Source organism: Bacillus sp. AK25 (assembly GCF_048270685.1).
Classification (GTDB): domain Bacteria; phylum Bacillota; class Bacilli; order Bacillales; family Bacillaceae; genus Bacillus; species Bacillus altitudinis.
In genome coordinates, this window is sequence record NZ_JBLUWC010000001.1 from 3453165 (window position 1) to 3479619 (window position 26455).

At 41.7% G+C, this 26455-nt stretch carries 30 protein-coding genes; 11 read left to right on the forward strand and 19 right to left on the reverse strand.

The annotated features are described in order from the left end of the window. Positions 1–27 precede the first annotated feature (27 nt). The 5 genes from isdE to ACNO7B_RS17915 all read right to left on the reverse strand — a co-directional run bounded on the left by isdE (position 28) and on the right by ACNO7B_RS17915 (position 4650). Entirely contained in the window at positions 28–915 is an 888-nt protein-coding gene (isdE, locus tag ACNO7B_RS17895; protein ID WP_417901787.1) for a heme ABC transporter substrate-binding protein IsdE, read from the reverse strand. 77 nt (positions 916–992) lie between these two features. Then, positions 993–2801: an NEAT domain-containing protein gene (locus ACNO7B_RS17900; protein WP_417901788.1), complete on the reverse strand. Its 1809-nt coding sequence runs from the start codon at positions 2799–2801 to the stop codon at positions 993–995. Between the two features lie 19 nt (positions 2802–2820). Then, entirely contained in the window at positions 2821–3468 is a 648-nt protein-coding gene (isdC, locus tag ACNO7B_RS17905; protein WP_181891635.1) for a heme uptake protein IsdC, read from the reverse strand. Positions 3469–3488: 20 nt separating this feature from the next. Further along, positions 3489–3947 carry an NEAT domain-containing protein gene (locus ACNO7B_RS17910; RefSeq protein ID WP_410684210.1) on the reverse strand — a complete coding sequence of 153 codons (459 nt, stop codon included), beginning with the start codon at positions 3945–3947 and terminating at the stop codon, positions 3489–3491. Between the two features lie 370 nt (positions 3948–4317). Continuing rightward, positions 4318–4650, reverse strand: a complete 333-nt coding sequence (locus tag ACNO7B_RS17915; RefSeq protein ID WP_007497926.1) for a winged helix-turn-helix transcriptional regulator — start codon at positions 4648–4650, stop codon at positions 4318–4320. A gap of 178 nt (positions 4651–4828) precedes the next feature. Here ACNO7B_RS17915 and ACNO7B_RS17920 point away from each other — a divergent pair, with 178 nt between their 5' ends. The 4 genes from ACNO7B_RS17920 to fosM all read left to right on the forward strand — a co-directional run bounded on the left by ACNO7B_RS17920 (position 4829) and on the right by fosM (position 8026). Continuing rightward, positions 4829–5722 carry a VOC family protein gene (locus ACNO7B_RS17920; RefSeq protein WP_410684207.1) on the forward strand — a complete coding sequence of 298 codons (894 nt, stop codon included), beginning with the start codon at positions 4829–4831 and terminating at the stop codon, positions 5720–5722. Continuing rightward, positions 5700–6461, forward strand: coding sequence for a GTP cyclohydrolase II (locus ACNO7B_RS17925; RefSeq protein WP_008345606.1), 762 nt, complete (start codon positions 5700–5702; stop codon positions 6459–6461). The genes ACNO7B_RS17920 and ACNO7B_RS17925 overlap by 23 nt, the downstream gene beginning before the upstream one ends. Next, positions 6448–7539, forward strand: a complete 1092-nt coding sequence (gene ribD, locus ACNO7B_RS17930) for a bifunctional diaminohydroxyphosphoribosylaminopyrimidine deaminase/5-amino-6-(5-phosphoribosylamino)uracil reductase RibD (protein ID WP_099496948.1) — start codon at positions 6448–6450, stop codon at positions 7537–7539. Before ACNO7B_RS17925 ends, ribD begins: the two co-directional genes overlap by 14 nt. 64 nt (positions 7540–7603) lie before the next feature. Further along, positions 7604–8026 carry a FosM family fosfomycin resistance protein gene (gene fosM / locus ACNO7B_RS17935; protein WP_135226467.1) on the forward strand — a complete coding sequence of 141 codons (423 nt, stop codon included), beginning with the start codon at positions 7604–7606 and terminating at the stop codon, positions 8024–8026. 967 nt (positions 8027–8993) lie between these two features. Here fosM and ACNO7B_RS17940 read toward each other — a convergent pair. Both ACNO7B_RS17940 and ACNO7B_RS17945 read right to left on the reverse strand, forming a co-directional pair. Further along, the gene (locus ACNO7B_RS17940) at positions 8994–9848 is read right to left on the reverse strand and encodes a polysaccharide deacetylase family protein (protein ID WP_410684206.1); all 855 of its coding nucleotides are present in this window, start codon (positions 9846–9848) and stop codon (positions 8994–8996) included. Between the two features lie 84 nt (positions 9849–9932). Further along, entirely contained in the window at positions 9933–10061 is a 129-nt protein-coding gene (locus ACNO7B_RS17945; protein ID WP_268908469.1) for a hypothetical protein, read from the reverse strand. Between the two features lie 168 nt (positions 10062–10229). Between ACNO7B_RS17945 and ACNO7B_RS17950 the strand changes: the two genes are divergently transcribed. After that, positions 10230–10427 (forward strand): hypothetical protein, encoded by a 198-nt coding sequence (locus ACNO7B_RS17950; protein WP_039963061.1) that lies wholly within the window; start codon positions 10230–10232, stop codon positions 10425–10427. 47 nt (positions 10428–10474) lie between these two features. Here ACNO7B_RS17950 and ACNO7B_RS17955 read toward each other — a convergent pair whose 3' ends face one another. The 6 genes from ACNO7B_RS17955 to ACNO7B_RS17980 all read right to left on the reverse strand — a co-directional run bounded on the left by ACNO7B_RS17955 (position 10475) and on the right by ACNO7B_RS17980 (position 16198). Continuing rightward, a complete protein-coding gene (locus tag ACNO7B_RS17955) occupies positions 10475–10900 on the reverse strand; it encodes a YwqH-like family protein (protein ID WP_007497950.1) in 426 nt (141 codons plus the stop codon). Between the two features lie 284 nt (positions 10901–11184). Beyond that, positions 11185–11451, reverse strand: coding sequence for a YwqI/YxiC family protein (locus ACNO7B_RS17960; protein WP_008345634.1), 267 nt, complete (start codon positions 11449–11451; stop codon positions 11185–11187). Positions 11452–11488: 37 nt separating this feature from the next. After that, complete coding sequence (locus ACNO7B_RS17965) at positions 11489–11914, reverse strand: YwqH-like family protein (protein ID WP_017358667.1); 426 nt, start codon at positions 11912–11914, stop codon at positions 11489–11491. A gap of 294 nt (positions 11915–12208) precedes the next feature. Further along, on the reverse strand, positions 12209–13615 hold the full coding sequence (gene nhaC, locus ACNO7B_RS17970; RefSeq protein WP_410684204.1) for a Na+/H+ antiporter NhaC: 1407 nt from the start codon (positions 13613–13615) through the stop codon (positions 12209–12211). A 143-nt stretch (positions 13616–13758) separates the two neighbouring features. Then, on the reverse strand, positions 13759–15180 hold the full coding sequence (gene aspA / locus ACNO7B_RS17975; RefSeq protein ID WP_254506279.1) for an aspartate ammonia-lyase: 1422 nt from the start codon (positions 15178–15180) through the stop codon (positions 13759–13761). Positions 15181–15208: 28 nt separating this feature from the next. Continuing rightward, positions 15209–16198, reverse strand: a complete 990-nt coding sequence (locus tag ACNO7B_RS17980) for an asparaginase (RefSeq protein WP_017358664.1) — start codon at positions 16196–16198, stop codon at positions 15209–15211. A 206-nt stretch (positions 16199–16404) separates the two neighbouring features. On the opposite strand from ACNO7B_RS17980, the gene ACNO7B_RS17985 reads away from it, so the two are divergent. Further along, a complete protein-coding gene (locus ACNO7B_RS17985) occupies positions 16405–16752 on the forward strand; it encodes a helix-turn-helix domain-containing protein (protein ID WP_017368336.1) in 348 nt (115 codons plus the stop codon). A gap of 51 nt (positions 16753–16803) precedes the next feature. Here the strand turns inward: ACNO7B_RS17985 and ACNO7B_RS17990 are convergent, their stop codons facing one another. From ACNO7B_RS17990 to ACNO7B_RS18010, 5 genes are all read right to left on the reverse strand, one after another. After that, positions 16804–17259, reverse strand: coding sequence for a helix-turn-helix domain-containing protein (locus ACNO7B_RS17990; protein WP_017368337.1), 456 nt, complete (start codon positions 17257–17259; stop codon positions 16804–16806). Positions 17260–17355: 96 nt separating this feature from the next. Beyond that, positions 17356–17883 carry a YfjD family protein gene (locus ACNO7B_RS17995; RefSeq protein WP_417901789.1) on the reverse strand — a complete coding sequence of 176 codons (528 nt, stop codon included), beginning with the start codon at positions 17881–17883 and terminating at the stop codon, positions 17356–17358. A 21-nt stretch (positions 17884–17904) separates the two neighbouring features. Continuing rightward, positions 17905–18663, reverse strand: coding sequence for a hypothetical protein (locus ACNO7B_RS18000; RefSeq protein ID WP_410684200.1), 759 nt, complete (start codon positions 18661–18663; stop codon positions 17905–17907). A gap of 12 nt (positions 18664–18675) precedes the next feature. Then, on the reverse strand, positions 18676–19872 hold the full coding sequence (locus ACNO7B_RS18005) for a DUF6861 domain-containing protein (RefSeq protein WP_017358662.1): 1197 nt from the start codon (positions 19870–19872) through the stop codon (positions 18676–18678). 4 nt (positions 19873–19876) lie between these two features. Further along, positions 19877–20200, reverse strand: a complete 324-nt coding sequence (locus ACNO7B_RS18010) for a WXG100 family type VII secretion target (RefSeq protein WP_017358661.1) — start codon at positions 20198–20200, stop codon at positions 19877–19879. Between the two features lie 226 nt (positions 20201–20426). Between ACNO7B_RS18010 and pepT the strand changes: the two genes are divergently transcribed. Then, the gene (pepT, locus tag ACNO7B_RS18015) at positions 20427–21659 is read left to right on the forward strand and encodes a peptidase T (protein ID WP_008345662.1); all 1233 of its coding nucleotides are present in this window, start codon (positions 20427–20429) and stop codon (positions 21657–21659) included. A 288-nt stretch (positions 21660–21947) separates the two neighbouring features. Beyond that, positions 21948–22127, forward strand: a complete 180-nt coding sequence (locus ACNO7B_RS18020) for a hypothetical protein (RefSeq protein WP_342501366.1) — start codon at positions 21948–21950, stop codon at positions 22125–22127. Positions 22128–22206: 79 nt separating this feature from the next. On the opposite strand, the gene ACNO7B_RS18025 is transcribed toward ACNO7B_RS18020, so the two are convergent. Continuing rightward, positions 22207–22884, reverse strand: a complete 678-nt coding sequence (locus ACNO7B_RS18025; RefSeq protein WP_410684198.1) for a DUF3298 and DUF4163 domain-containing protein — start codon at positions 22882–22884, stop codon at positions 22207–22209. 161 nt (positions 22885–23045) lie between these two features. Between ACNO7B_RS18025 and ACNO7B_RS18030 the strand changes: the two genes are divergently transcribed. The 3 genes from ACNO7B_RS18030 to ACNO7B_RS18040 all read left to right on the forward strand — a co-directional run bounded on the left by ACNO7B_RS18030 (position 23046) and on the right by ACNO7B_RS18040 (position 26425). Then, on the forward strand, positions 23046–23903 hold the full coding sequence (locus ACNO7B_RS18030; RefSeq protein WP_417901790.1) for a MurR/RpiR family transcriptional regulator: 858 nt from the start codon (positions 23046–23048) through the stop codon (positions 23901–23903). 200 nt (positions 23904–24103) lie between these two features. Beyond that, a complete protein-coding gene (gene garR, locus ACNO7B_RS18035) occupies positions 24104–24997 on the forward strand; it encodes a 2-hydroxy-3-oxopropionate reductase (RefSeq protein WP_410684194.1) in 894 nt (297 codons plus the stop codon). A gap of 6 nt (positions 24998–25003) precedes the next feature. Continuing rightward, entirely contained in the window at positions 25004–26425 is a 1422-nt protein-coding gene (locus ACNO7B_RS18040; protein ID WP_410684193.1) for a four-carbon acid sugar kinase family protein, read from the forward strand. Positions 26426–26455: the final 30 nt, after the last annotated feature.

The window sequence follows — 26455 nt, forward strand, 5'->3', positions numbered from 1 at the left end:
CGTCCTTTTATCATTAAGATTCGCCGCTTATGACGGATACAACATACGAGTCAATTCATCTAATGCCTCTGCTGCCTTTAAGTTGCCTGTTGTCCCGAATAAGCTTTCTTCGAGGTCGTACACCCGGTCTTGTTTGACCGCATGGAAATGTTTCCAAATATCATTTGTTTTAAATTCTTGATCAAACATTTTGACGACTTCATCCGGCATCCCATGTGCAGCTCGGAGAATGATATCTGGATTGGCTTTTTGTAAATACTCCGTATTGGATGCCAAATACTCCATTTTCTCACCTTTTACGATGTTCTTTCCTCCTGCAATACGCACAAGATCACCGATATAGGAATTCTCTGTTGCCACTAAATAACTGCCTGGTACACCAAGCAAAATGAGAACGGATGGCTTCGTCTTTCCCTTCGTTCTCTCTTGTATGTCTTTCTTTTTTTGTTCAAAATCATCCACAATGCGTTTCGCTTGTGTCTTTCTATCATATTTTTCTCCAAGCTTTGTGATGGCGTTCTCCATCTTGTCCAGGCTCTCAAGGTTGAGGTATGTCGCAGGGACAGAAGCTTGTTGAAAAGGCGTTTCTAAATCATATTGAAGGGTCGTGACAGACAGGACATCTGTCGGTTGAAGTGATTGGATGATTTCCATATCCGGGCTCATTGGGTTACCGACTTCTGGGAGTCCTTTGTATCGAGCCGGCAAGGATTTTTGACTTGTTGGCACCCCGACAAGATCCACCTCTAGCGCATCCATGATCTCAGCAACAGCTACAGTCGTTGCCACAATGCGGGCACTTGATGCTGCGCTTTTTTTGCCTTTCGCTGAGCTTTCAGCTGATTGTGAGCAGCCTGCTAAGAAGACGCACACACATAGAGCCGTGATCAGGGTACATAACATTCGATGCTTCAAAAAACAGAAGCCTCCTTTCGAAAAAAAGGAAGTGGATGCGCCGAGATGAATGGCGCACCTCACTTAACATAGATTCTTTATCTTGTACGAGTTTGATACTTTCTGACGAGCACGAATAGTGATCCGCCGAATAAAAGAATGTACACCCAAAGAAGTGAAGTATCTCCTGTTTTTGGGTTCAGCTGACCTGTCTCAGACTTGGTTTGGTCATCTGATGGCGTAAAGGTCATCTGCTCTGCACCCGTTTCCTCAGGGGCGAGATTCGCAAGCTGGTTTGGTTGAGAATCGTGATCATTCGGATTTTTCACAAAGCCGATGCTCTCATCGTCTCCGATCACCGTCGCAATTCCGCTTCCTTCACCACTTGCGATGCCTTTCGTATCATAGACAAGTTTGACATCGTACTGCTCATGATAATTGGCAGCTGGAATGTCAATTTTCACGCGTGCTGCCTGATCACTACTCAAACTTTTTGCTTCATATTGAATCACTCGTGTATCTGCTTTTTGATCAGCCTTTGCAACTAGCGTCTCTTCAAATTTACCGCCGGTTCCTACTTGGAACGACGTGATGGCTGAGCTGTTCTTGACAGTGTATGAAACGAAATGGCGGCCATTTTTCACCACCAATGTCGCAGGGCTCACGACGTAATCGTTCATGCGAGAAAGCTCATCTTTGTCTGCTTTCTTCATTGAAAAAGGAAGCTTGTACACCCCGTCTTTTAGCTGAACTGTCTCTTGATTCGTTCCGCCGTTCGTTGTGTCTGGTGCTGGTTTATTTGGTTTTGGTGTTTCTGGTGTAGCCGGGGTTTCTTCCTCTATTTGACCGTCCTTCAGTGGAACGATACTTTTTGAATCAAATTGAAAACGAATATCGTACGTTTGATCATAGTGAGCGGCTGCTACCACAATGTGTACTTTTCCGTTAACTGCTTTTTTCAGATCAGACACTTCAAATGAAACCACTCTTGTGTTCTTTGCTTGATCTGTGCTCACGTTTTTCACTTCTTGATAAGAACCGTTTTTCTCTATTTTCAAAGAATCAACTGACGTATGATCCTTCACCGTAAAGGAAACGGTTTGCGTTCCATTTTTAACGGTTAACGATGCTGGATGTGAGAAGTATTGGCTCATCCGAGATACCTCATCCTCATCGCCCTTCAGCACACTGTAGTTGATACGATACACACCATCTTTTAATTGGTTCTGCGTCGAATCAACTGGTGTTGTGCCGTTTTGATCATCTGGCTTTGTTTCGCTGTCGCCTGGCGTCGTGCCGCTTTGATCATCCGGCTTTGTTTCGCTGTCGCCTGGCGTCGTACCATTTTGATCATCTGGTGTCGTTTCGCTGTCGCCTGGCGTCGTACCGTTTTGATCATCAGGTGTTGTTTCACTATCGTCTGGCTTCGCAGGCGTGACAAGTGTGAGACTGCTCTCGTCGAAAGCGAGCTGTACGTCATACGCCTCATCATAAATAAAGCCGCCTAAGTCCCAGTAAATTTTGACCCAGCCATTTAATTTGGCTGATACATCGGCTACTTCAAATTTGATCACACGCGTATTCGCTGTCTCATCTTCACTGACGGTTTCAGTGGTGACGAGAGAGCCATTTTGTTCGACCTTGAAATCTGTGATTTCTTTGCTTTGCTTCAGCGTAAGATAGGCAGTCGTCTTGCCATTTTCGATGACGAGCTTAGCTGGCTTTTCTGTATACGTATCCATCATGGATGCTTCAGTGCTGCCATTTTTTAAAATGGTGAATCCGGCCGTATATTCACCATCAACCAATGATGCCGCCTGAGCCGTTCCTTGAGGCAGCTGAAACGCAGTCAACAAACTGAATAAAACGAGCAGAATAGCTGTCTGTAGATGAAAAAGACGTTTCAAAAGATGACACTTCCTTCCGTTAATGCTTGATGATCCACTTTCTCGCTAAAAACCCGCCTGAACATAAGACAAGCACAAGGAGCCATCCCATTTGGCTTGTATCACCAGTTTGAGGATTTTCTTCTTGTTTTGTTTTGGTGGATGAATCAGTTGTTTTTTTTGATGTTTCTTGATGTTTTGCTGCACCTGCTGTTTCTTTTGAACTGTCAGAAGAAAGTGACTTGATGCTGCTCTCATCGAATTTCAGCTGGATGGTATAGTCGTGATCATAATCAGCCGATTTGACTGTGACATGGATTTTTGACTTGATTGGTTTAGACAAACTCTGTGCTTGGAATTGAACAAGCCTTGTATTGGCTTTCTTATTCGTTGATAGAACCGTCGTATCGACATAGCCACCATTTCCCGGCACTTTAAATTCCGTTACCCAGCTGCTGTTTTTAATGGTCATTTGCACAGTCAGCTTGCCATTTTTCACGATCACTTTTGCCGGCTTTAGCCAGTAATCATTTGCCATCGAAACGGCAGTCCCTTCGGCCTTCATCACAGTGTAATTGACGGAGTATGTACCATCATTTAATGAGGCAGCCTGTGCATTTGAAAAAGGCAGTATAAGTGCCAGCAACAATGCAGCCATGAAGGCTGGCATCCTGATCCATTTTTTCATCAGATGAATTTCCTCCCTTTTTATTGAACAGTTGCTGCATCAAACTTGACGCGAATATCGTAATTGCCTGTATATCCAATGACCGGCACAGTCACACTCACTTTAGCTGGTACAACATCTGTCAGGCTGTTGACATTGAACTCTACCGTTCTCTTATTGGCAGCTGTGTTTGTACTGATCACCTTCGCATCTTTGTAGACACCTTGATCCAATGTTTTAAAGCTTGTAATCCAAGAGCTGTTCGTTAACGTGACTTGCGCTTTGATTTTTCCGTCCTTCACAACAAGCTTAGCTGGTTTTTCAAAATACGTATTTGCTGTTGACGTTGAATCACTGTCTGCTTTCCATACCACATATTGTGCTGAATATTGACCATCTGCTAAGCCTGTTGCTGAGGCAGAGCTAACCGGGGCTAGAGCAAACAATAGAACAAAGCTAAAGAATAATAAGACGTGTGATGCTGAACGAAGTGATTTCATATATATCCTCCTAATTGATATTGATAATTATTCTCAATAGATAATAAAAAAAATAACCTTTATCAGCGTATGAATCACACTCATAAATGATTATGATAATCATTATCAATTGAGTTTAAAAAATAAATCTTTGCTTTCGACAAGTCAAAGATGTCTGCTGCTACATGATGTAGTGATACACGGTTTAGGTAATATGTCCCATTCATGATACCATGGCATAACCTCCCCATTCCATTACAGGGAAAAGAACCCTCTTCTCCTTGATATTATATGATGAATGAATTTATTGTCAACATCATTTTTCATACTATTGACTTAGATTTCTGGAAAATCACAAAAAAAATCGATCAGGGACACTGATCGAAATCGATTAAGAAGGGACATGTTCACCCTTTTCACTATTTTTGCGCTCTAAAGACCAAGCATACATTTCCCGTATGACTGGTTCAATTTTCTTTCCTTGTTCTGTTAGTTCATATTCAATCCGCACTGGAATGTCGGGATATACTTTTTTCTCAACAAGGCCTTCAGCTTCTAAATCTTTCAGCCTTTCTGATAATAACCGTCCGCTGATGTTCATTTCATTTTCTAGCTGACAAAAACGCTTTGGCCCTGTCAAAAGCTGATTGATGATGAGAATCACCCACTTCTTCCCTAAAATCTCCATGGCATCTGTAATTGGGCAGCCATCTACTTGAGCCATACTTTACTCCCTCCTGCTTTTCTCTACTTTTTTTCATTATAACATAATTAATTACTTGAAATAAGTCACTAACTATTATATAGTTTAGTTACTAAAAGTAACAAGGTAATTATTTTATCAATTTTCAATAAACCATTGAACATACAGATGCATATAACATGAAGGAGATGACCGAGCTTTGAATACAATAGAGCAGGTAAGATTAGGTGTAACAGAATTACATGTGTCCAGCTTTGAGCGTTCTTTGCCTTTTTATACAGACATTTTAGGTTTTACTTTATTAGAACAGACGGATTCTACTGTCACGCTTGGCAGCAACGCAAAGGAACCAATCCTTGTGCTGAAAGAAGATGTGCAGCTGAAAGAGAAGCCGGATCATGAGCCAGGACTTTATCATTTTGCGGTTTTATTACCTACCAGAAAAAACCTGGGCACATGGCTGGCGCATGTGATCAAAAAAGGCTATCCTTTAATTGGAGCAAGCGATCACTTTTTCAGTGAAGCCATTTATTTAAGTGATCCAGATGGCATCGGCGTTGAGATTTATGCTGATCGTCCTCAGGACATATGGTTAGGTGAGCATGGAGAGCTGAAAGGTGGCGGAAATGCTCCGCTTGATGGAGATGGTCTCCTGCAAGAAGCCGCTGATTCCACCTGGGAAGGACTCCCGGCTGGTACAGTCATGGGACACTTGCATTTCCATCTCAACCCAGAAGAAGCCGATTCCTTTTATGTGAACACGCTCGGTTTTCATATCCGAATGGCTCCCCCAGCCAGCTTATTCGTTGCTGGTGGCGTCTATCATCACCACCTTGCCTTTAATGCATGGGGACGCGGGAGAAAAGGAGCCATTGATCCACGTTTTTCAGGAATTAGAAGCTATACACTGGTTTTCCCAAAAGAAGACGATAGAACATCCGTCGTCGAACGTCTGACAAAAGCAGGCGCTCACATGAACACGACAGGAAAAAGTAACGAATTTGTTGATCCATTTGGCGTTCTCGTTCGTTTACAGATTGAAGAAACAGACAAAAAAGAAGGTGCAGAATATGGACAAACACACAGAGGTTAAAACAGCCATTTTAAAAGATAAAATCAAACGAGTACAGCAAGAAGACGGATTTATATATATCACTGGACCTATTAAACTGCCAGTGAATTTAGACGGTAGAACGGTCATGTTTAACTGGTATTCATGGTTAAAAGACGATGGGAAAGAACCATTATCAGATGAAGCTTTAATCGAAAGCCTTTCCTCCCGTGAGCTTGCAGATCACCAGCAATCAAGTGTCCTTGTTTACGGAGATTTCGAACATGCTGATGAAGCGCTGATCCGCATGCATTCCATCTGCCACACCGGCGATATTTTCGGAAGCAAACGCTGCGATTGCGGGTTCCAATTGAAACAGTCTATGCGGATGATTGAGGACAATGGAGCTGGCGCACTGTTTTATTTAGCCAACCATGAAGGACGCGGGATCGGTCTTTTCAGTAAAGCCATGGCCTACATCTTGCAAGAAAACGGCTACGATACAGTAGAAGCGAACGAAGCACTAGGCTTTGAAGATGATACACGTCAATATGAAGAAGCGATTGCTGTTCTTCAAACATTGCGTACAAAGCCAGTCAGACTTATCACCAATAATCCGAAAAAGACGGATGCTATCAGTCATGCAGGCCTTTCTCTTTCTGGACGGATTCCACTTTGGGGTGATGTCTCTGAGTTCAATGAGAAATACTTGCAGACAAAAATTAACCGCTCAGGTCATATGAAGGCGGATCAAGAGGTGCGTACGATTGCCACATCATGAGCGATATATGAAACTAGCCCTTGAAAATGCCGAAGCAATGAAAGGTCAGACATCTCCCAATCCACTCGTCGGGGCTGTGATTGTGCGAGAAAATGAAATTGTTGGGGTCGGGGCGCATATGAAGGCCGGCGAACCACATGCAGAAATCCATGCGCTCAAAATGGCTGGAGACAAGGCAAAAGGTGCCACGATCTATGTGACACTAGAGCCTTGTTCCCACCATGGCCGCACAGGCCCATGCGCTGAAGCACTTGTGAAAGCTGGCGTAGAAAAAGTTGTCGTTGCTGCACTGGATCCGAACCCGCTTGTTGCCGGGCGCGGGATTGCCATTTTACAAGATGCAGGTATTCAAGTCATCACAGGCGTCATGGAGCAGGAATCCATTCTCATGAATGAAGTGTTCAACCACTTTATTACGAAAAAAACGCCTTTCGTGACACTCAAAGCAGGCATTACGTTAGACGGAAAAATTGCATCTGCTACGTCTGACAGCAAGTGGATTACATCAGAAACGTCCCGTTATGATGCGCACCACATTCGCAGTATCAACGATGCGATCTTGGTCGGTGCGCAAACCGTCATTCACGACGATCCTTCATTAACAGCACGGATTCCAAACGGTCATCATCCAATTCGAATTGTCTTAGACTCTAAGCTGTCTATCCCGCTGACAGCAAAGGTGGTCACAGATCAGATGGCACCAACATGGATCTTTACAACAAAACAAGCCGATGAAGAAAAACGAGCTGCTTTAGAAGCAGCTGGCGTCAGCGTCATCATGACGGATAGCGATATCCGAGTGCCCTTACAAGAAGTACTTCAAGTGCTTGGAGAAAGAAATATCTCCTCCCTAATGATTGAGGGCGGCGGGCAAGTCAATGCCTCATTTTTAGAACAGCAGCTTGTCGATAAACTCGTCATCTACATGGCGCCCAAGCTCATTGGCGGACGACTCTCTCCTTCTTTTTTCGGAGGCGAAGGCATACGCCTCATGAGTGATGCAATTGAACTGGATCAACTCTCTCTTGAACCACTCGGAAAAGATATAAAGATAACGGGTTATCCTGTTTATCAATAAACAACAAAGCTTGTAGATTGAGTCTGCAAGCTTTTTTCTCATCATTGAATTTGAGGTGATTAAATTGAACATCAAAGGAATAAACCATTTATTATTTTCTGTTTCTGATTTAGAGACATCTATTGATTTTTACACAAAGGTCTTTAATGCCAAATTGTTAACAAAGGGCAGAACGACAGCTTACTTTGATTTGAACGGCCTGTGGCTTGCCCTCAATGTAGAAAAAGACATTCCTCGTCAAGACATCCATCACTCTTACACACACATCGCTTTTTCTATTGATGAGGAGGATGTAGATCCAACGTATAACAAACTAAAAGATTTGAACGTCAACATCTTACCAAGCCGGCCAAGAGACGAAAGAGATCAGAAGTCGATTTATTTCACAGACCCTGATGGACATAAATTTGAATTTCATACAGGAACCTTGAAAGATCGATTGGATTATTACAAACTAGAGAAAACACATATGGAGTTTTATGAATGAAACGCAAAGAAAAACAGAGAGGAAACAACAAGGTGCTATTCGTCATTAAATAGGAAAGATGGTAAAATATACATAGAAACGTGTTGCAAACGATAGTCCTCCCCCCTTCCATACTAAAGGTGTTTTTATGCCTAGAAAGGAGGGGTCAGTTTGAGAACAAAACTTGTGCGTTCACGCGTTGAGAGACGCAAAAACAAAAAGAAAAAAGCTTGTACCTGTAAGTACAAGCTTTGGTTCCTTATCTTAAATTCAATCCGAACTCTAGTCCAGTTCATCATATGGATTTTAGATAAGAGAACGTTCTGAATGAACCCTTAAGATGATAATGAAAAATAAAGCGGCACCTTCATTACCCCTAGTCAAGGTAATGCTGGTTCTATCTCGTTTCTGTTTTTTGGAGGGCTGCTTTATTTTTTCATATATTTTCAGTGTATTCCTCACATTTTAAATTTATACATAGAAAAAGCACACGGTAGTCAGCCGAGTGCCCAAATTAAATTTCTTTTCAGTTGTATGGTGAACGTTCAAGAAATTCACCTTGAAGCTCTCGTGCTTCAGTTTGAAAACTAGTTCAACTTAGTCCGAGTTGAACAAAAAACTTGTGCAACAATATGTTACCATAAGTAACAATTTGTTACCATAGTTAAGCTTATTTTTTAATCTTACTTATTCATTTCAAATGCAGAATTTTCATTATTTCAAATAAATTATACACCTTTTTGTTATGCAATGAATCAAATATACTGAACAACACTCAAAATAACTTTCAAGTATAATAACCTGTACTTTTCTTCTAAGCCCTCCTACTTTCTATTGGCAATTGTAAGACCTTATTAAGTTAAATAAAAAAGAATCAGTATATAAAAAACTGATTCTTTCTGCATACATTTATCTCAAACAAATCGTATTTAATCCACGAAACGTGTCGTAAAATGTTTCATGTGAAACATCTGTGATCTAATATTGATCAATTTCCCTCTATCAGCCTGCCAAAGCTTTCGGGTGAAAGTCCCGGTGAAATGCGCAGGCGGTGTAAGGACATCATGCCTTGTTCCTTTTTCGCATGTCCTGGTTCAGTGGTCACAGCCATTTCATATCCTGCTTCCTTCGTCAGCTTCAGTGTGTCTTCGTTATAGCGACCGACCGGATAGCTGACCATGACAGTTTGTTGAGAAAACCGCTGGTCAAAGAATACCTTCGATCCTTTTAATTCTTCTTCCTGCTGCTTCTGTGATAAACGATTGAGCTCTAAATGATGAATGGTGTGACTCTCTATTGAAATACCATGCGCCACCATATCATCCATTTGGGCATCGGTTAAATGATGCGGGCGGCCGATGGACTGCTCGATCATAAAAATCGTGGCTTTCATTCCATATTCCTTTAAAATCGGAAATGCCTTTGTGTAGTTATCCATATATCCATCGTCAAATGTGATAAGAACATACTTTTCACTTGGTGTCGAATTGGTCGAGAGAACTTGATATGCCTCTTTCGGCGACAGCGTGACATAGCCGTTGTCTTTCAGCCACTTCATATGAGCCGCAAATTCGCTTTTTGGCACACGTAAAGAATTACCACTAGAAATGCTGTGATACATCAAGATTGGAAGTGCAACGGGTTCCTTTTGCTGAATCCAGTTTTGTTTGTCTATCTCTGCCGCTTCAATTTGGTGCGTTTCGGTTGTTTCTTTCGTTTGTACTTGACCCTTTACCTCTTTGATGGCTTGCTGGTTTCCTTCTGTTTGCTGTTTCGTACCCATACAGCCCGAAATGAGCAGCATGACTAGACCAACTGCAAGCCACATACATGTTTTTTTCATTCACCAATCCTGCTTTCTCTTTATCTATCGAATGATTATAACAGAAATTGGTTAATAGCTGAAATCATCTATTTTAAGAAGGTGTTACTCTTCGACAGTCAATATATACCCTGCTCCACGTTTCATATGGAGTGTTGCCCCATGTGCTTCTAATATTAGTTTAAGCGCTTTCATATGTATTCTGTTCGTGATGTGACTGGGCAATTTCTTCACCTGTCAGCTCCTCCTGACGTAGAGATAACATAGACTCCCCTCCCTTGGTCAATTACTTTTGCCTATCATCATAAACGAAAATAGAACTCTTTGCCCAGTTTTTCTTTCCGACCGGGAACTTTGTTATGGCTCAAACGTATGAATATGAAACAAGAGGAGGGATACATCATGTTTGTTATCATCATCATACTAGCTTCTTTAGGCGCCATTGCCGCCCACATGTTTACACCAAAAGATAAGCGATCATCTTCTAAGCATTCTGCACATCACAGTTCAACAACCAGTAACTATACTGATTCGTATACACATCACGCTTCTGATGCCTCCTGCGGTGGTGATTCAGGTGGTAGCGGCGGATGTGACTAAACCAAAAAAAACAGCCGCTTGTTCAGCCGGCTGTTTCGTTTATTTTATTAAAGAGCTTTCCAGCCCCGTTCAATTAAATGTTTGACATCCTTTGCAAAATCCTCGCCCTTTTCCATCACATCTTGGGCTCTTCCTGCAAAATTACTAGCGACAGCGAGTTCCATTTTTTTTAACTCAAAGTGCATAATTTTTTGGTCTATCTCCGTAATATAGGTTTCATACTCATTGTTCACAATGTCGTGCAGCACGTGATAGGCTTCTTTCCGATGACGGTGAAAGTCCGTTCCTCTCTCACCTTTCCATGACGAATCTAGAGCAGGCTTCTTGATTTCCTTTATGTCAGACTGCGCAAGATCTTGTTCTGTTCGAATATTACTTTTGGCTGTCTTTAACCGAGAGATCATTTCGTCAAATTCTGCACGTTTGTTTTCAATCCCCATATGCAGATGGTGCAGCATCTCGGATAAACTCATGTCATCCACCTCTATTAGACCTCATAAGAAAGCACGGCGTCAGCGTTTTTGAAACCGAGCAGATCATCTGCTTTTTCCAGTCCTGACATTTCTATCGTTCGCTTTCATTAAGTATAGTATAAGGTGAAAAGCCTTAGGCTTAAATAGGGAAAAGGTGTCCTTTTAACATGGTGTTTGGAAGAAAAACGGAATAATATAAGGTCATAAATCCCGAATTATATATGAGTCTTTACGACTATATTTTACATCGCACTCAGCTACGCTATCAATAAAACGATTGGGGCTTATGATTTTGCCGCAATCGCTTCATCCTGTTCTTTTAGCGTCTTCACATTTGAGCGTGTATCCTGAACGTTTTTGATCAAGGCTTCTTTAAAGCTTGAGACCATTTCGCCCACCTCTGCTTCACGTGCCGTCCATTTGGTTACAAATTCAAGGCTGTTTTCACCAGCTTTATCTGCTGCTTTTTTCATTGTTAAAGCTTCAACTGCTTGGGAGACTTCATCTAGTTTATCCATCACTGTTTGGTAGTTTAACTTAATTTGTCCCATTATGATATCCTCCAGATTTGTTCAGCAAGAAGCTCGCTTACAAGCTGCTCCATGCTTTTGAGATCAAGCGTTTTGCGTCTTCTACTGCGTCTTCTCCTTTTTCAGCCAAACGTGCGGCATCTCCAGCTAAAGAGCTGGCAAAGGATAAGGCAGCCTGCTCTGCTTCTAGTGTACTGATTTTGAATTCGATTCGGCTCACGTAGCGTGGGTATTTATCGCTTACGATCGTTTGCAGCGCATCATGCGCTTCATTTCGCTCTGATTTAAAATCTTGGCTCCGCTCACCTTTCCAAGAGGCCCCAAGCTTTGGCTGCTTGATTTGTTTTAGGTCTGTTTCTGCGGCATCTTGTTCACGTTCAATCTTACTTTTTGCCTTTTTGAGTCGAGCAATTTTCTCTTCGATCTCTGCCTTTTTATTTGAAATGCCACCGTTAAGGGCAGACAGCATATCCGATAAGCTCATATGGGTTCCTCCTCCTGTCAAAAATAAAAACGCTGCTTAGAGTCCTCTAAACGAGCGTAATGATGAATCGCACTTTTTCCAATATTGTTATTATAAGGTTCAAAGACTCATGTTTGAATAGGGATTTGTGCCCTTTTTATGGTATAAATATGCTTTCAATCTGCTTCACACCACACCTTAAGCCCTCTTTTATAGGGGGTCAAAATACACAACCACCCTTCTGGAAACACACATAGTCTTACGGTCCTAGGACAAACAAAAGCCGCCCGGGGGAGGGGCGGCTTTTGCAGTGGCTTATGATGCCGATTCTTCTGAGTCTTGTTGATTTTTCACGTACCAAATGAATTTCCCTGTATATCCGTAGATGATGGCAAGACCAATGGCAACAAAGCTCAGCCACATAAATGGTAAATAAGAGAATGTCGAGACGCCTAGAATCCCTGCCATGTAAATTCCGTTATCTGACCATGGAACCATACCAGACGTCATAGTTCCACCGACTTCAGCGTTTCTAGATAGAACGCGTCTGTCTATTTTCAATTTATCATAGCTTTTTTCCATAATTTTCGGTGTGAGAATTAATGAGACGTACATCGCACAGCCGAAGATATTCGCGAAGAATGCAACAACAAGTGTAGATAGGGTTACATTTCCTGCATTATATAATTTCTTCTCGAAAGTAGAGACAATTACTTTTAAGATGCCAAGATATTCAAGTACGCCACCAAAACCAAGTCCGAGAATAATGACCACTAGAGATCCAAGCATATTCACAATACCGCCACGATTTAACAGCGTATTTAAGAAATCTACATCTGAATTAATAGAGAAGCCATTGTATGCTGAACCAATCGCATCTGCTGGATTCATTCCTTGGAAAGCCATTGCCCAAATGGCTCCTAAAAGTGCACCAATCGCAATAACTGGCATTGAAGGTTTCTTAAATACGAGCAGTAATACAACCACCACTGCTGGGATGACCATCCAAATGTTAATTGTGAATGTATCATGGAGAGCATTTTTCAAAAACTCTACTTTACCTTGATCAATGTTGCGTCCGCCATACATAAAGCCTGTAACCGTAAACATAATCGCTGTAATCACAAAGGCTGGTATGGATAAAACCATCATTGCTCGAACATGAGCCAGCACGTCCACTTTTGAAAGAGAGGAAGCGAGCACTGTACTATCTGATAATGGGGATAATTTATCTCCAAAATAAGCACCGGATAAGACGGCCCCTGCTACAATCGGAAGTGGAATCCCAAGACCTTCACCAATTGCGATCATCGCAATCCCTGCCGTTCCAACTGTACCCCAAGAAGTTCCTGTTGCAATGGACATGATTGCACAGATGACCAGTGTAGCTAATAAGAAAATGTTAGGGTGAATGAATTCTAGACCATAGTAGATGAGCGTAGGAACAACCCCACCTGCAATCCATGTTCCAACAAGTGCACCTACTGCAATTAAGATCAAAATGGCTTCTAACCCATTCGATATCCCTTTTGTGATCGCATTTTGGAGATCCTTATAGGAATGCCCTAATCGAATACCTAATGCAATAACCATAAACCATGAGATGAACAATGCTAGCTGAATATCTAATTTGAAGTAAAGAGTGAATGATAAAACAATTGCTAAAAATAAGCCAAGTACAGACACGACTTCTAAAATAGACGGTAGACGTGGTGTTTTCATTTTGTTTCCTCCCTTTGTGCGTGCGTTAAGCGTTTTCAAAATATTGTGAAAAAAGTGTGCCAATTCGAAAGAAAGTGAATTGCCTGTTTTTCTCTATTTCACAGGCAATTCCACATATTAATAAAATAAAATTTTTGATATTATTATCGCTCTAGGAGCTCTGCACCCGCAATACCAGGCTTTGTCATCTCGTAAGGATTCAAAATAATATCAAGTTCTTCTTCTGTTAACACATCATTTTGCAGGCAAAGATCTCTGATCGATTGTCCTGTTAAAATGGCTTCCCTTGCGATTCTAGCCGCGGCTTCATAGCCTAAGTGAGGGTTTACCGCAGTAATGACACCTGCACTTTTTTCGACATATTCTTTCAAACGTTTTTCATTTGCTTCGATGTCCGCTAAACAGTGATCTGTGAATGAGCGGAATCCGTTATTCATTATACTAATAGATTGAAGCAAGTTAAAGACCAGAACAGGCTCCATCACATTTAACTCAAGTTGGCCTGCTTCAGAAGCAAGACAGATCGTGTGGTCGTTCCCAATGACCTGGAATGCGATTTGGTTAATGAGCTCTGCCATGACTGGATTGACTTTCCCAGGCATAATGGATGATCCCGGCTGGCGGGCTGGCAATGCAATCTCAGCAAGACCTGCACGTGGGCCAGATGCCATTAAGCGAAGGTCATTCGCAATTTTAGACATGTTCATCATGCATACTTTTAAGGCAGCAGATACTTCTGTGTATGCATCTGTATTTTGCGTCGCATCTACGAGGTGCTCTGCGCCTACTAATGGCAGTCCAGAAATATCAGCAAGCTTTTTCACTACGATTTCGATGTAGCGAGGATCTGCATTGAGGCCTGTCCCAACAGCTGTCGCACCCATATTCACTTCATATAAATGCTGTTTTGATTGGTTGATTCGTTTAATATCACGGCTGAGCACACGGCTATATGCTTCAAACTCTTGTCCTAAACGGATCGGAACAGCGTCTTGTAAATGAGTACGCCCCATTTTGATCACATGATCGAATTCTTTTGCTTTCTTTTGAAATACGTCATGCATGGCCTGCATCGTCTCAAGTAAAATGTCTAACTGCTTGAGCACTGCAATATGGATCGCCGTTGGGAACGAATCATTTGTCGATTGTGACATGTTCACATGTGTGTTTGGACTTAAATGAATGTATTCTCCCTTTTGATGTCCCATGATCTCGAGGGCTCTGTTTCCAATGACCTCATTGGCATTCATATTCATAGACGTTCCTGCGCCGCCTTGAATCGGGTCTACGATGAAATATTCATGGAGTTTGCCTTCAATCACTTCATCTGAAGCTTGAACGATCGCATTTCCAATTCCTTCATATAAACGTCCGACTTCCATGTTGGCTTGAGCTGCTGCTTTTTTGACAATGGCAAATGCTCGAATGAGTTCTTCATGCATGCGATATCCTGTAATCGGGAAATTCTCTTTTGCACGAAGCGTTTGAACACCATAATACACGTCGGCGGGAATTTCTTTTTCACCTAGAAAATCCTTCTCGTAACGATAAGTTGCTTGAACCATCTCGTATGACCTGCTTTCTATAGAATAGTTAAATCACTAAATCTTCTGCGATTGGCGTTTCCATAATCTTTTTCACTTCTCGTGGATCTGTTGTTTTACCTAATGCCCACATGAGCTTAGGCACGATGGCTTCTGTGTTCATGTTTCTTGAACGAGCAACCAGTTCTTGATTGATTTTACGTCCTACTTCATACACACTCATGTCTTCTCCTTCTTCGAGACACTGAGTGGTGATCACAACAGAAATGCCTTCTTCCAGCAATTCGTTGATTTTTTCTAAAAGGTTTCTTCCTTCGAAAGGAATTCCGCCGCTGCCGTAGCTTTCAATGACGACTCCTTTGTACAAACCTTTGATTGAATCTAAAAACTCAGGCTTCAGTCCTGGATGCAATTTTAATAAACAAACGTCTGTGTTCAAGGATGCATCTAATTTAAGCGGTTTCATTGATGATCTTTTTACTTTGCTATTGTATTCAATTTGATGATTTTCAATCGATGCAATATATGGGTAGTTAATACTTTCAAATGCATCGTAGCTTTTCGTTCTTAGTTTGATTGCGCGAGTTCCTTGAATGACTCTGCCATCAAACACGACGTATACGCCGCCAACACCGTCACATGCAAAACGAATCGCATCTGTAATGTTTTTCTTTGCATCTGTTTTCTTAAACGTAATCGGGATTTGTGATCCTGTAATGACAATTGGCTTATCAGGATTTTGCAGCATATACGATAGTGCTGCTGATGTATAGGCCATTGTGTCCGTACCATGCGTGACGACAAATCCGTCATATTGATCATAATTTTCATAAATGGCTGTTGCGATATCAACCCAGTATTCAGGCTGCATATTGGTACTATCTATACTCATTAGGGACTTTGTGTCCATTGTGTAGTCTGCATTAATTTCGTTTAAATAGCTTAAAAGGTCCTCAGCTTTAACACCTGGAGCTAAACCATTTTCACTTTCTACAGATGCAATCGTCCCACCAGTGGTTAAAAGCAATAATTTCTTCAACAGGTCCACCTCTTTCAGTAAAATTACTTCGTTTGTCACACATATTATAAGCCAGCTTGTGCTATTCTATAATATACGCTTTACGCGTACCTTCATTGCCATTATAGTCACATAACGCGAATTAATCAAGAAATTATTACGCATAACGCGTACACTCTTTGTCAAAATATGATATACTGTTGTTGTATATAAAGGAGCGTTCATGTATGATACTCGATCGTTTAACCACCCTTAGAAAAAAGAAAAAATGGTCTCTCCAGCATACGGCAGATCGCCTAGGTATCGCCAAAAGCACCTATGCCGGTTACGAATCTGGGTACCGACGACCTTCGCTTGAAGCAGTGAAACTGCTGGCTGATTTGTATGATACGTCCATTGATTTTTTACTTGGTAGAACGGACGAGCCAGAGATACAACGCAAAATCTCTGATATCAAAATTGAGCTGACGGAAGCAAAAGAAGGAACTATCCATGTAGACGGCGTTCCACTAACAGATGAAGAAATCAAACAGCTTGTTGCCTTTATTCGGGCGAAAAACACTCTGAAAGTATAAACAACACAAAAAAGAGAGGTCCCTGTCATAGAGGTACCTCTCTTTTTCTGCTTACGACAGCTCACTTAATTCCTCTAACCGCCGCTTCGCTTCTTCTTTATTAAAGGAACTATAATAGCGATAATTCTCATCATCTAAGATGCGGTAATGCTGGCTTAGTACATTCTGCTGAAGACGAAACGTACCTTTTTTCACAGACGTCCGCCACCAAACCTTTCCGCCAATCGTACGTTCAACAGATAAATGCAATTCATCGTGTGCGACGACTTCCAAAATCTCAAGCGGATCATCCCCAAGTGTCCCTTTTAAAATGTCACTATCCCTGAATAATGCACATACGGCCGCAGATTGCGTCCAGTTGAGGCGAAGACGATTCTTTTCTACCTGCTGCAAATGCCGTTTGGATAGCCCAAGCACCTCAGCCATGCGGTCCTGTGTATAGTCTTTTTCTTTTCGAATTCGTGCCATTTGTTCTGTGACGAGGTCAATTACCATTTCTTTGTCCATCTCTCATCACCTCTTGATTGTTCAGTCTTTACTGACATCATACACGATTTCTTAAAAAAAGTGGCGTCTCACCTCATGGAATGATGGCGAAAACATCTATTGATTCTGCTTTTCACCATGACCATGCTGCTGTTTCCATTTCTCTTGGGCGGTCTCATGTAAATATGGATAAATGTCTTGTTTCACCGTTTGCTCAAATACTTCTTCATCTAAAACACTGTACGCCGGAATCTTGATCAATTTCCCATCCATTTTCCGAATGAGCACATCCATGAACAGAAATCCCCTGATACTGTAACGATGCCTGCGCATATCAATAGATTGAATGTCTTGAAAAGGGATTTTTTGTTGACGGTATAAAACAGCGCCATTCTCTCCTCGCTGAATGCGAAAAATCACATTTCCCCTCTTCGTAAAAGCCGGAAGAATCATCAAAAAAGAGATCCACCCATAGACAATGCCTAATAATCCGCCTAAAAATAAAAACAACGTATAATTCGATTCAAATGTAAGAGCTTCCGCAAATAACCAAATACCGATGATGCCAAATCCGCCCGTTGCTAAGAATGCCCATACTCTTAGAAAGGGTCTGCTCCTCACTTCTATTACTTCACTTGGATTCAAGCGTCATTCTCCTTTTCTCCATTAGAATATAGAACGTAATCCGTCTCTATGAGCCGTTTCTATCCGAAATTCATTTTCCTTCATGCCCGACACTAGCCAAGAATGCTTCTGCCCCGGAATAACAAATATCATAGACTCTACATCCGGCGTATTATTTTTATCATAAGTGACCTTCATCAAAGAATCCATTTTTCCTTTTCTGACCCTTACATCAGAAACAAATGCCCGCACAAGCTCTTGGTTCTCTGCTTTATTTAGAAAAGAAGGGCAATCATCATTCCCTTGACTGGCTTGTTCTAACAGCAGTTCAAATTCTTCCGCCTGCAAATTGATGACTGGTGTAAGGTGTTCACTCATGTGTATGTTCAAAAAGGTTGTCACTTTCTCCACAGTCTGCTGATCGTCTTTTAGTTTGTGAATCTGATGCACTTGTTGATCAAAAAGCGTATGGTGTGAATACACACCTGCCTGAGTCGTATGAAAGGACGTACTGACCTCTTCATCTAATGCACCAAACCTTGAAGCTTTCACGGTATGTGATGCATCGTTCATGGCTTGAATGAAATGCCGGTATTTTTCTTTATAACGGTATTGTCTATTTCGGAATTCCAGCACGTCTTTTGCCAGCAAAGAGCGACATGCAATTTCAAATAAAAATCCAAGACGTTCATCCTCTACATCTGGATAATAGGCTTCCTTTAAAGACATCCCTTGCTCAAAATAGCCTTCACTGTAAAAACTAAAGATGAGTTCCTCGATACTTAGACTTAGCTGATCCAACTTGATCTCTCCTTATCCAAAAGAAAATGCGCCCTTCAAGAAATCACCTGCACCTTTCAACAGCGAATCTGCGGTTTCTTTTGTTTTTTCTATTCCTTTATGTATCACCTGATTTGCTTGATCAATGGTGTCATTGACTGCTTTAACACCTTGACCTGCCAATTCAAATGCTTTTTTTCCTTTATCGACAACCGCATGAATTGGGTCTTTTAATTTCACTGCGACCTGTTCTGCAAAACCAGAAGTAAGCTTGGCGACTTTTTCACCAATAAAGCCACCTACTGCTGATCCTATCGCACCGCCAACGACTGTTCCAATCGGTCCTGCAAAGCTTCCAAGAGCGCCGCCCACAACGGCACCTGCAACAGATCCGCCTGCAATAAAGACCGTATTATTCACTGCATTTCCAACAGCCTTTGCATTTTCACGCTTGAGAACTTCTGGCTGATCCCCAAATTCCGCATAGTTCTCCGCAATTTTCAGACCGCAGCCTACCGTTTCTGTTGCACCCGTGACGACCGTTGCAATGATGGCATTTCCTTTCGCAAACCTTGCACCATTTTTCAGAACAGACTTGATGCCAGCTGTGTCCTTCCAATTGATACTCCCTTTTGTGAAATCACGTACACTGTTCGTGAACGCAACTGTATCACTAGGATAAAATTTTGTAAATTTCTTATGGACAAGGTCAGCCATCGACCAATTCGATCGTTTTAATAATTCTTTTTTGCTCAGCCAAATCCTTGCCAACCGGTCAAATCTCGTACCTTCTACCCGTCCGGTCACATCAAGAAGGAGCTTTGAATGCTGCGCAGCATATCGGCCATTTTCTTTAATAAAAGTCGTCATGCCAAGCCCATAGTATTTTGCCTGCATCATCACAATACCAGCTAGGCTCGTGAGTGTACCATATTGATCATACAAACTGTACATTTTCCTTAAAATATCATCAGCTTCGACCATTTTATCCGTTGCATGACGAATGGCAATGTCGTCACTGCTCAATTTGCTCATTAAGGCTTGTCCAGAACCCCACGCATCTCCTACTCCAGAAAAACAGCTTCGATAACGGGGATCACAGCCTAGGATGAGGCCATCCAGTTCACTATGTAAATCGTGGTGCTTTGTTTCGATGGCCGAAAGCTCTCCTACAAAATCATTCGCCAGCCCTGTCAGCTGATCTGGATCTACTACAATGTCACGCGCCATCACATCATCTCCCTTCTCGGTTTCTTTCTCTCCGTTCTTCTCGCCTTTTTCGCTCAAGCTCTTCCATTCTGGCGATTTCAGCTTTACGTTCCTCGATTTTGACAGCAGCATCCCGCAGTTCCTGACTTGTTTCAAGCAAGTCCTTTTCAAATTGATCATAGCGTGCCACTGTTTCCTCAAAGCTTTGATCAAATTTATCTCTTGCTTCCCCTTGCCAGCCTGATCCAACTGCCTTCAGCCGATTCTCAAGCAGCTGCTTCGACTGCCGAATGCCATCAGCAGCTTCTTGGAACTTTTGAGCGAGTGCAAGTGTTTGACTAGAATCCAACTTTCGCACCCCTTTCTCCCAAATTAACGTACAAATGGATGATTTTATATGTCCTCATTATAAATAAAAAGACACCCAAAAAAATCACCCTAAAGAACCATTCAGCACATCGCAAAATAAAAGTAGGTCTTTTTCCTCTCTAATTGTCAGAGAAAGCCTTTCTTGTTATGAAGCGCATTCAAGACATGATAAAATGAACATATTCTACAAAAGGAGTGACGTATTGATGAAAGAGGAAATGATCCAGCGATTCACAAGTTATGTAAAAGTGGATACACAGTCTGATGCAGACATAGAGAGCTGCCCATCCACTGAAGGACAGCTGAACTTAGCAAGGCAGCTAGTTGAAGAGATGAAATCCATCGGCATTCAAGAAGTGACAATGGATGAAAACGGTTATGTCATGGGCACGATCCCATCTAACACAGACAAAGAAGTGCCAACCATTGGCTTCCTGGCTCATATCGACACAGCCACTGACTTCACTGGCAAGAACGTGAAACCGCAAATTCATGAGAACTATCAAGGCGGGGACATCACGTTAAACGAAGATCTACATATCGTATTATCTCCAGCACAGTTTCCAAATTTACAAAAATACCAAGGACATACGCTCATCACGACTGATGGCACGACCCTGCTTGGTGCAGATAACAAAGCTGGTATCGCAGAAATTATGACCGCCATGCATTACCTAATTGAGCATCCAGAAATCAAGCACGGAAAAATTCGTGTCGCCTTCACACCAGATGAAGAGATCGGCAGAGGACCTCACAAATTCGATGTTGATGCCTTTGGCGCTTCTTATGCTTATACGATAGACGGCGGTCCGCTAGGAGAGCTTCAATATGAAAGCTTCAACGCCGCAGGTGCAAAAGTATCAATTAAAGGAAACAACGTCCATCCAGGGACAGCAAAAGACAAAATGGTCAGTGCTGCAAAGATCGGCATGCTCTTTCACAACAAACTTCCTTCAGATGAATCTCCAGAATACACAGAAGGATACGAAGGCTTTTTCCACCTCACAAGATTTGTAGGAGAAGTAGAAGAAGCAGAGCTGCAATATATTATTCGTGATTTTGATAAAGAGAAATTCAACAAGCGCAAAGCACTGTTTGAAAAAATCGCAAACGACTTAAAAGCGGTATATGGCGAAAACAGCATCACCCTTAGCATTCAGGATCAATACTACAATATGAGAGAAAAAATTGAGCCAGTCAAACATATCGTAGACATCGCTCATGAAGCCATGGAAAACCGCTCAGTGACACCTGTCATTGAACCAATCCGCGGCGGTACAGATGGCTCACAGCTTTCATATAAAGGACTTCCAACGCCAAACATCTTTACTGGCGGGGAAAACTTCCACGGTAAATATGAATTCATCTCTGTAGAGAACATGCTGAAAGCGTCAGAAGTGATCGTGGAAATTGCACGTTTATTTGAAGAAAAAGCATAAACATGTTTACAACCGTTCCTGTTCGGGAACGGTTTTTTAATAAAAGTTTACAATTTTCTGAAACTTTTATGACACTTAATCGTACTAATAGAGACAACCCCAGAAAAATTCTTCTTGACGAGTGAAATAACTGGAAATATAATAGTTAAAAACAACCAGTATTTTAGACCTAAAAAAGTATCTAGAATAAACCTTTAGAACTAAACGCTATTTGCTAACTATTTTCAGTTATAAACATCACTCACCCTGTCTACACTTAAAGAATAGGATGAATTGGAGGAATGTCATATGATGATTTTATTGATTATCGCTTCACTTTGCTGCTACTTACTATTCTCTTTCAAAAAAGATAACCGTACCCAAAAACGAAAAAGCGCAGAGCTTTCGGAGTTTGAAATCTTTCGTATGCGCCGCCACTACAACGGCAAACGCCGTCACCCACTAAACGATGCACCCAAACAAATATAAATGTAAAAAGAAGAGCCTCATCACCAGGGGCTCTTTTTATGTATAAAAAAACGACCAAATTCGTGGCCGTTTCTCTTGTTTATTTATACACCTTCGCAGGTACTTGAATCATAGGAATTCCTACATAGTACGGTGAAATTTCATATGGCTGGAAGACAACAGCGATTCCCTTTTTCGTGAAGTAGTACTGCGTGTCGTAGCCGATTTGAATATCGCTTTTTTTCAGATTCGCATGGAATTTACTTTTATGCTTCTTTGTGTAGTTATAGATATAATCTCTTACTTTTGTACGCTTTTTCTTTGTTTTTACCACATCTGTAAAGTACAGTTGCTTTGTTTTTTTCTTTGTTAACACATAGTTCATGCTCGTAACCATCGTATCCCCGTGCATGCTACCGTCATTCATGTAATCATAGTTTAGGATACTTAGTTTCTTCCCATTGTTAAATTTCGTTTTAAACGATCTCTCGTATGTGATCTTCCCAATGCCTTCTTTTTTCGCTTCGTCCTTTAAGAACAAGTACGTAGAATAAGAGAATGCAATATCATCTTTTAAATCACGATTGATGGTTTTCATATGCGCTTTACTAAGGTTTTTCACCTGTGCATATTTAAACGTTTTTTTCTTTTTATAATAGTGTGTACTTACTTTTGCTTTTTTCACTTGTTTGGCATCCGCAGATCCAACTGGCGCAAACAACGAAACAATCAGCGAAAAAATGAGCAGGCTGATCGTTAGGCCTTTTTTCATTGTCATAGTAAAAACCCCCATTTTTGTCTATTACCAATTGAGTATACCATGACAAAAGAACCAAAAGAAGTGTTTTCTTCCATATTATTCTTTATTTTTCATGTGAGGTTTGTTTACCGTTTTCATAAGTTCCTGTATGCTTAAGATAGAATGTTAGATGAAGTGTGGTGTTTATCATAGAAGAGAATATTTTTAGTCATATCCGGACAACATTTCATAGTTTGTCCCCTACCCAGAAAAAGATTGCCAATTACATTTTACAAAACCCTCAGAAAGTTGTGCTTCATTCGATTAGTGCACTCGCTGCTGAATGCAACACAAGTGAAACGACGATCTTTCGTTTTCTGCGAAAAATTGGCTATGAGTCCTATCAAGTGTTTCGTGTCCATGTCGCGCAGGATATTGCGACCAATACGCCTCAATCTATATACGGTGAGATCGAAGCATCTGATAGTGTCGCAAATATTAAACATAAGGTCATAGAGTTAACAACCAACTCTATTCAGGATATGAAGCATATTTTAGAAGACCAAGCTGTGACACAATTTATTGAGCAAATGAAACAGGCTCATAAAACCGTCTTCTTTGGAGCAGGTGCCTCCAGTTTTATTGCCGGAGATGCCTATCATAAGTTTCTCCAGCTTGGCTTTGAAGTGAGTCTATGCAGTGATCCTCATATGATGAATATGATTGCAACACATGCAACGGAACATGATTTTATCGTCGCAATCTCACATTCAGGGGAAAGTAGAGAAATTCTTGATGCCGTGCAATTTGCAAAGGAAAAAGGTGCAACGGTCGCCTCGATCACGAGCTACCCGAAATCAGAGCTCGCCAAGAAATCCGACTTTCATCTGCTTAGTTCATCGAGGGAAACAACCTATCGTTCTGACTCAATGATTTCTCGTATTAATCAGCTTGTGATTATTGATGTTTTGTACGTCGCAGCTGTTTTAGAATTAGGATCAAAAGCAATCGACAACGTCAAACGTTCTCGATTAGCTGTAGCTAAAAATAAAACATAATCGACCATAGACCGGAGCTGTTTCCGGTCTTTTTTTTGTGACTTTTCTCATATTTTCCGTTGACACATTCCTATTTCGTCATGTACATTAAATGAACAATAGTTTATTTCCTACTATAAATTTAAATTGATAGTATATATACTAACAAAAAGAAAAGAAAGCGCTTTTTGTAAGGGGTTTCTAAATAGGAGGCGGACAAAATGGCAAAGCAAATTGGATTCATTGGATTAGGCATTATGGGGAAACCTATGGCACTCAATCTATTAAAAGCCGGTCATACTATGACTGTTTTCGATATTCATACAGAAGCTGTTCTAGCATTAAAAGAAGTGGGCGCAAATGCCGCTGCATCAGCTGCTGAGGCAGCATCTGAAAGCGATATCATCATCACGATGCTTCCAAAAGGTGAGCATGTAGAAGCAGTCGTAGCAGGTGAACAAGGCATATTGGCTACAGCAAAACCTGGCACGATCATTATAGATATGAGCTCTATTTCACCTGTTACTTCTAGAGCATTAGCGGCATTGGCAAAACAGCATGAGGTCGAATTTATCGATGCTCCTGTCAGTGGCGGAGAGCCAAAGGCGATAGACGGGACACTTGCGATTATGGCGGGCGGAGAAGAAGAGATCTTTGAACAAGTAAAGGATGTCCTCTATGCCATGGGCACAGATGTCGTATTAGTTGGTTCAAATGGAAGCGGGACAACCGCTAAGCTTGCGAATCAAATCATCGTCAACTTAAATATCGCTGCCATGTCCGAGGCACTCGTTCTTGCCGCTAAGTCTGGCATTGCGATTGATAAAATGTATGAAGCCATCCGAGGTGGACTGGCAGGAAGTGCTGTCCTCGATGCGAAGGTTCCTCTCATTTTAGAACGAAACTTTGAGCCTGGCGGACGTATTGACATCAACTTAAAGGATTTAACCAATGTCATGGAAACTGCCCACGATATCGGCGTTCCTCTCCCGCTTTCTAGTCAGCTGCTAGAAATCTTCCACGCCCTCAAAGCGGACGGAAAGTCTGGACTTGATCACGGCGGGATCGTTCAATACTACGAAAAAATGGCTCATGTTGAAGTGAAGAAAGGATGAGGTTCTATGAAACAAAGCATTGAGTTACTAAATGCCATTCCGAAAGCGGATTCAGATCGCATTCAATCAGCATACGAACAAGCACTAAACCATTTTCACCATAAAGTGATTGTATTAGACGATGACCCAACAGGCATTCAAACGGTACACGGCGTCTCTGTTTTCACCGATTGGTCAGAGAAAAGCATTGAATCTGGTTTTCTTGAAGACAGCCGTATGTTCTTTATCTTAACCAACTCTCGCAGTATGACAGAGAAAGAAACGGCGGTTCTTCATGAAACGATCGCATCAACGATTGTGAAAACAGCTGAACGGCTTGATCAAGATTTCATCATTGTCAGCCGGGGGGATTCCACCCTACGTGGACACTTCCCGCTAGAGACTGACATTCTCAGAACGACCATTGAACAGCAAAGCTCCCGCCAATTTGACGGCGAAATCCTTCTTCCCTTTTTTAAAGAAGGCGGCCGCTTTACGATTGGCAATATTCACTACGTACAGGAAGGTCACGAATTAATTCCTGCTGGTGACACAGAATTTGCATTGGATCGTACATTCGGATTTCAATCTTCTCACCTCGGAGAATGGATTGAAGAGAAATCAAACGGATCGTTCACTAAGGAAAACACTACTTATATTTCTTTAGAAGATATCCGGGCTTTACGTATTGAACAAATCAAGGATCAGCTGATGACCGTGAAGGATTTTCAAAAGGTGGTTGTGAATGCAGTAGACTATGACGATGTCAAAGTCTTTGTCGTTGCCCTCATAGATGCCATCAAAGCAGGTCAGCACTTTCTATTTAGAAGTGCGGCAGCTCTCACAAAAGTGCTTGGCGGTGTTGAGGATCAAGCACAATTAACTAGACAAGACTTAATACAGGAAGAAAGCACGCACGGTGGCCTCATCATGGTCGGTTCCCATGTCAAAAAAACAACCGAACAATTGCGAGCGCTGCAGCAAAATGAAGACATCGCATTTATTGAATTTGATACACACCTCGTGTTAGAACCTGAAGCATTTCAAGAGGAAATGGACCGCGTGATTCAACAAACTGAAAGGCTTTTAACAACCGGGCAATCGGTTGCTGTTTATACAAGGAGAGAACGGCTTGATCTTGGGGACGATCGTCAAGAGGAAGAATTGAAGCTGTCTGTTCAGATTAGTGATGCTGTGACAAGCATTGTTCAGCGCCTCTCCATTCGCCCTAAGTACCTCATTGCCAAAGGTGGAATCACCTCAAGTGATATTGGAACAAGAGGACTCAGCGTCAAACGCGCGACTGTCGCAGGTCAAATCAGACCAGGTATTCCCGTTTGGCAAACAGGAGAAGAAAGTAAATTCCCATTCATGTCTTATGTGATTTTCCCGGGAAATGTTGGCTCAAAGGATACGTTAAAAGAAGCAGTAGACATACTTGAAGGATAAAGCAGAGGGGGCGTTCACGCTCCCTTATGC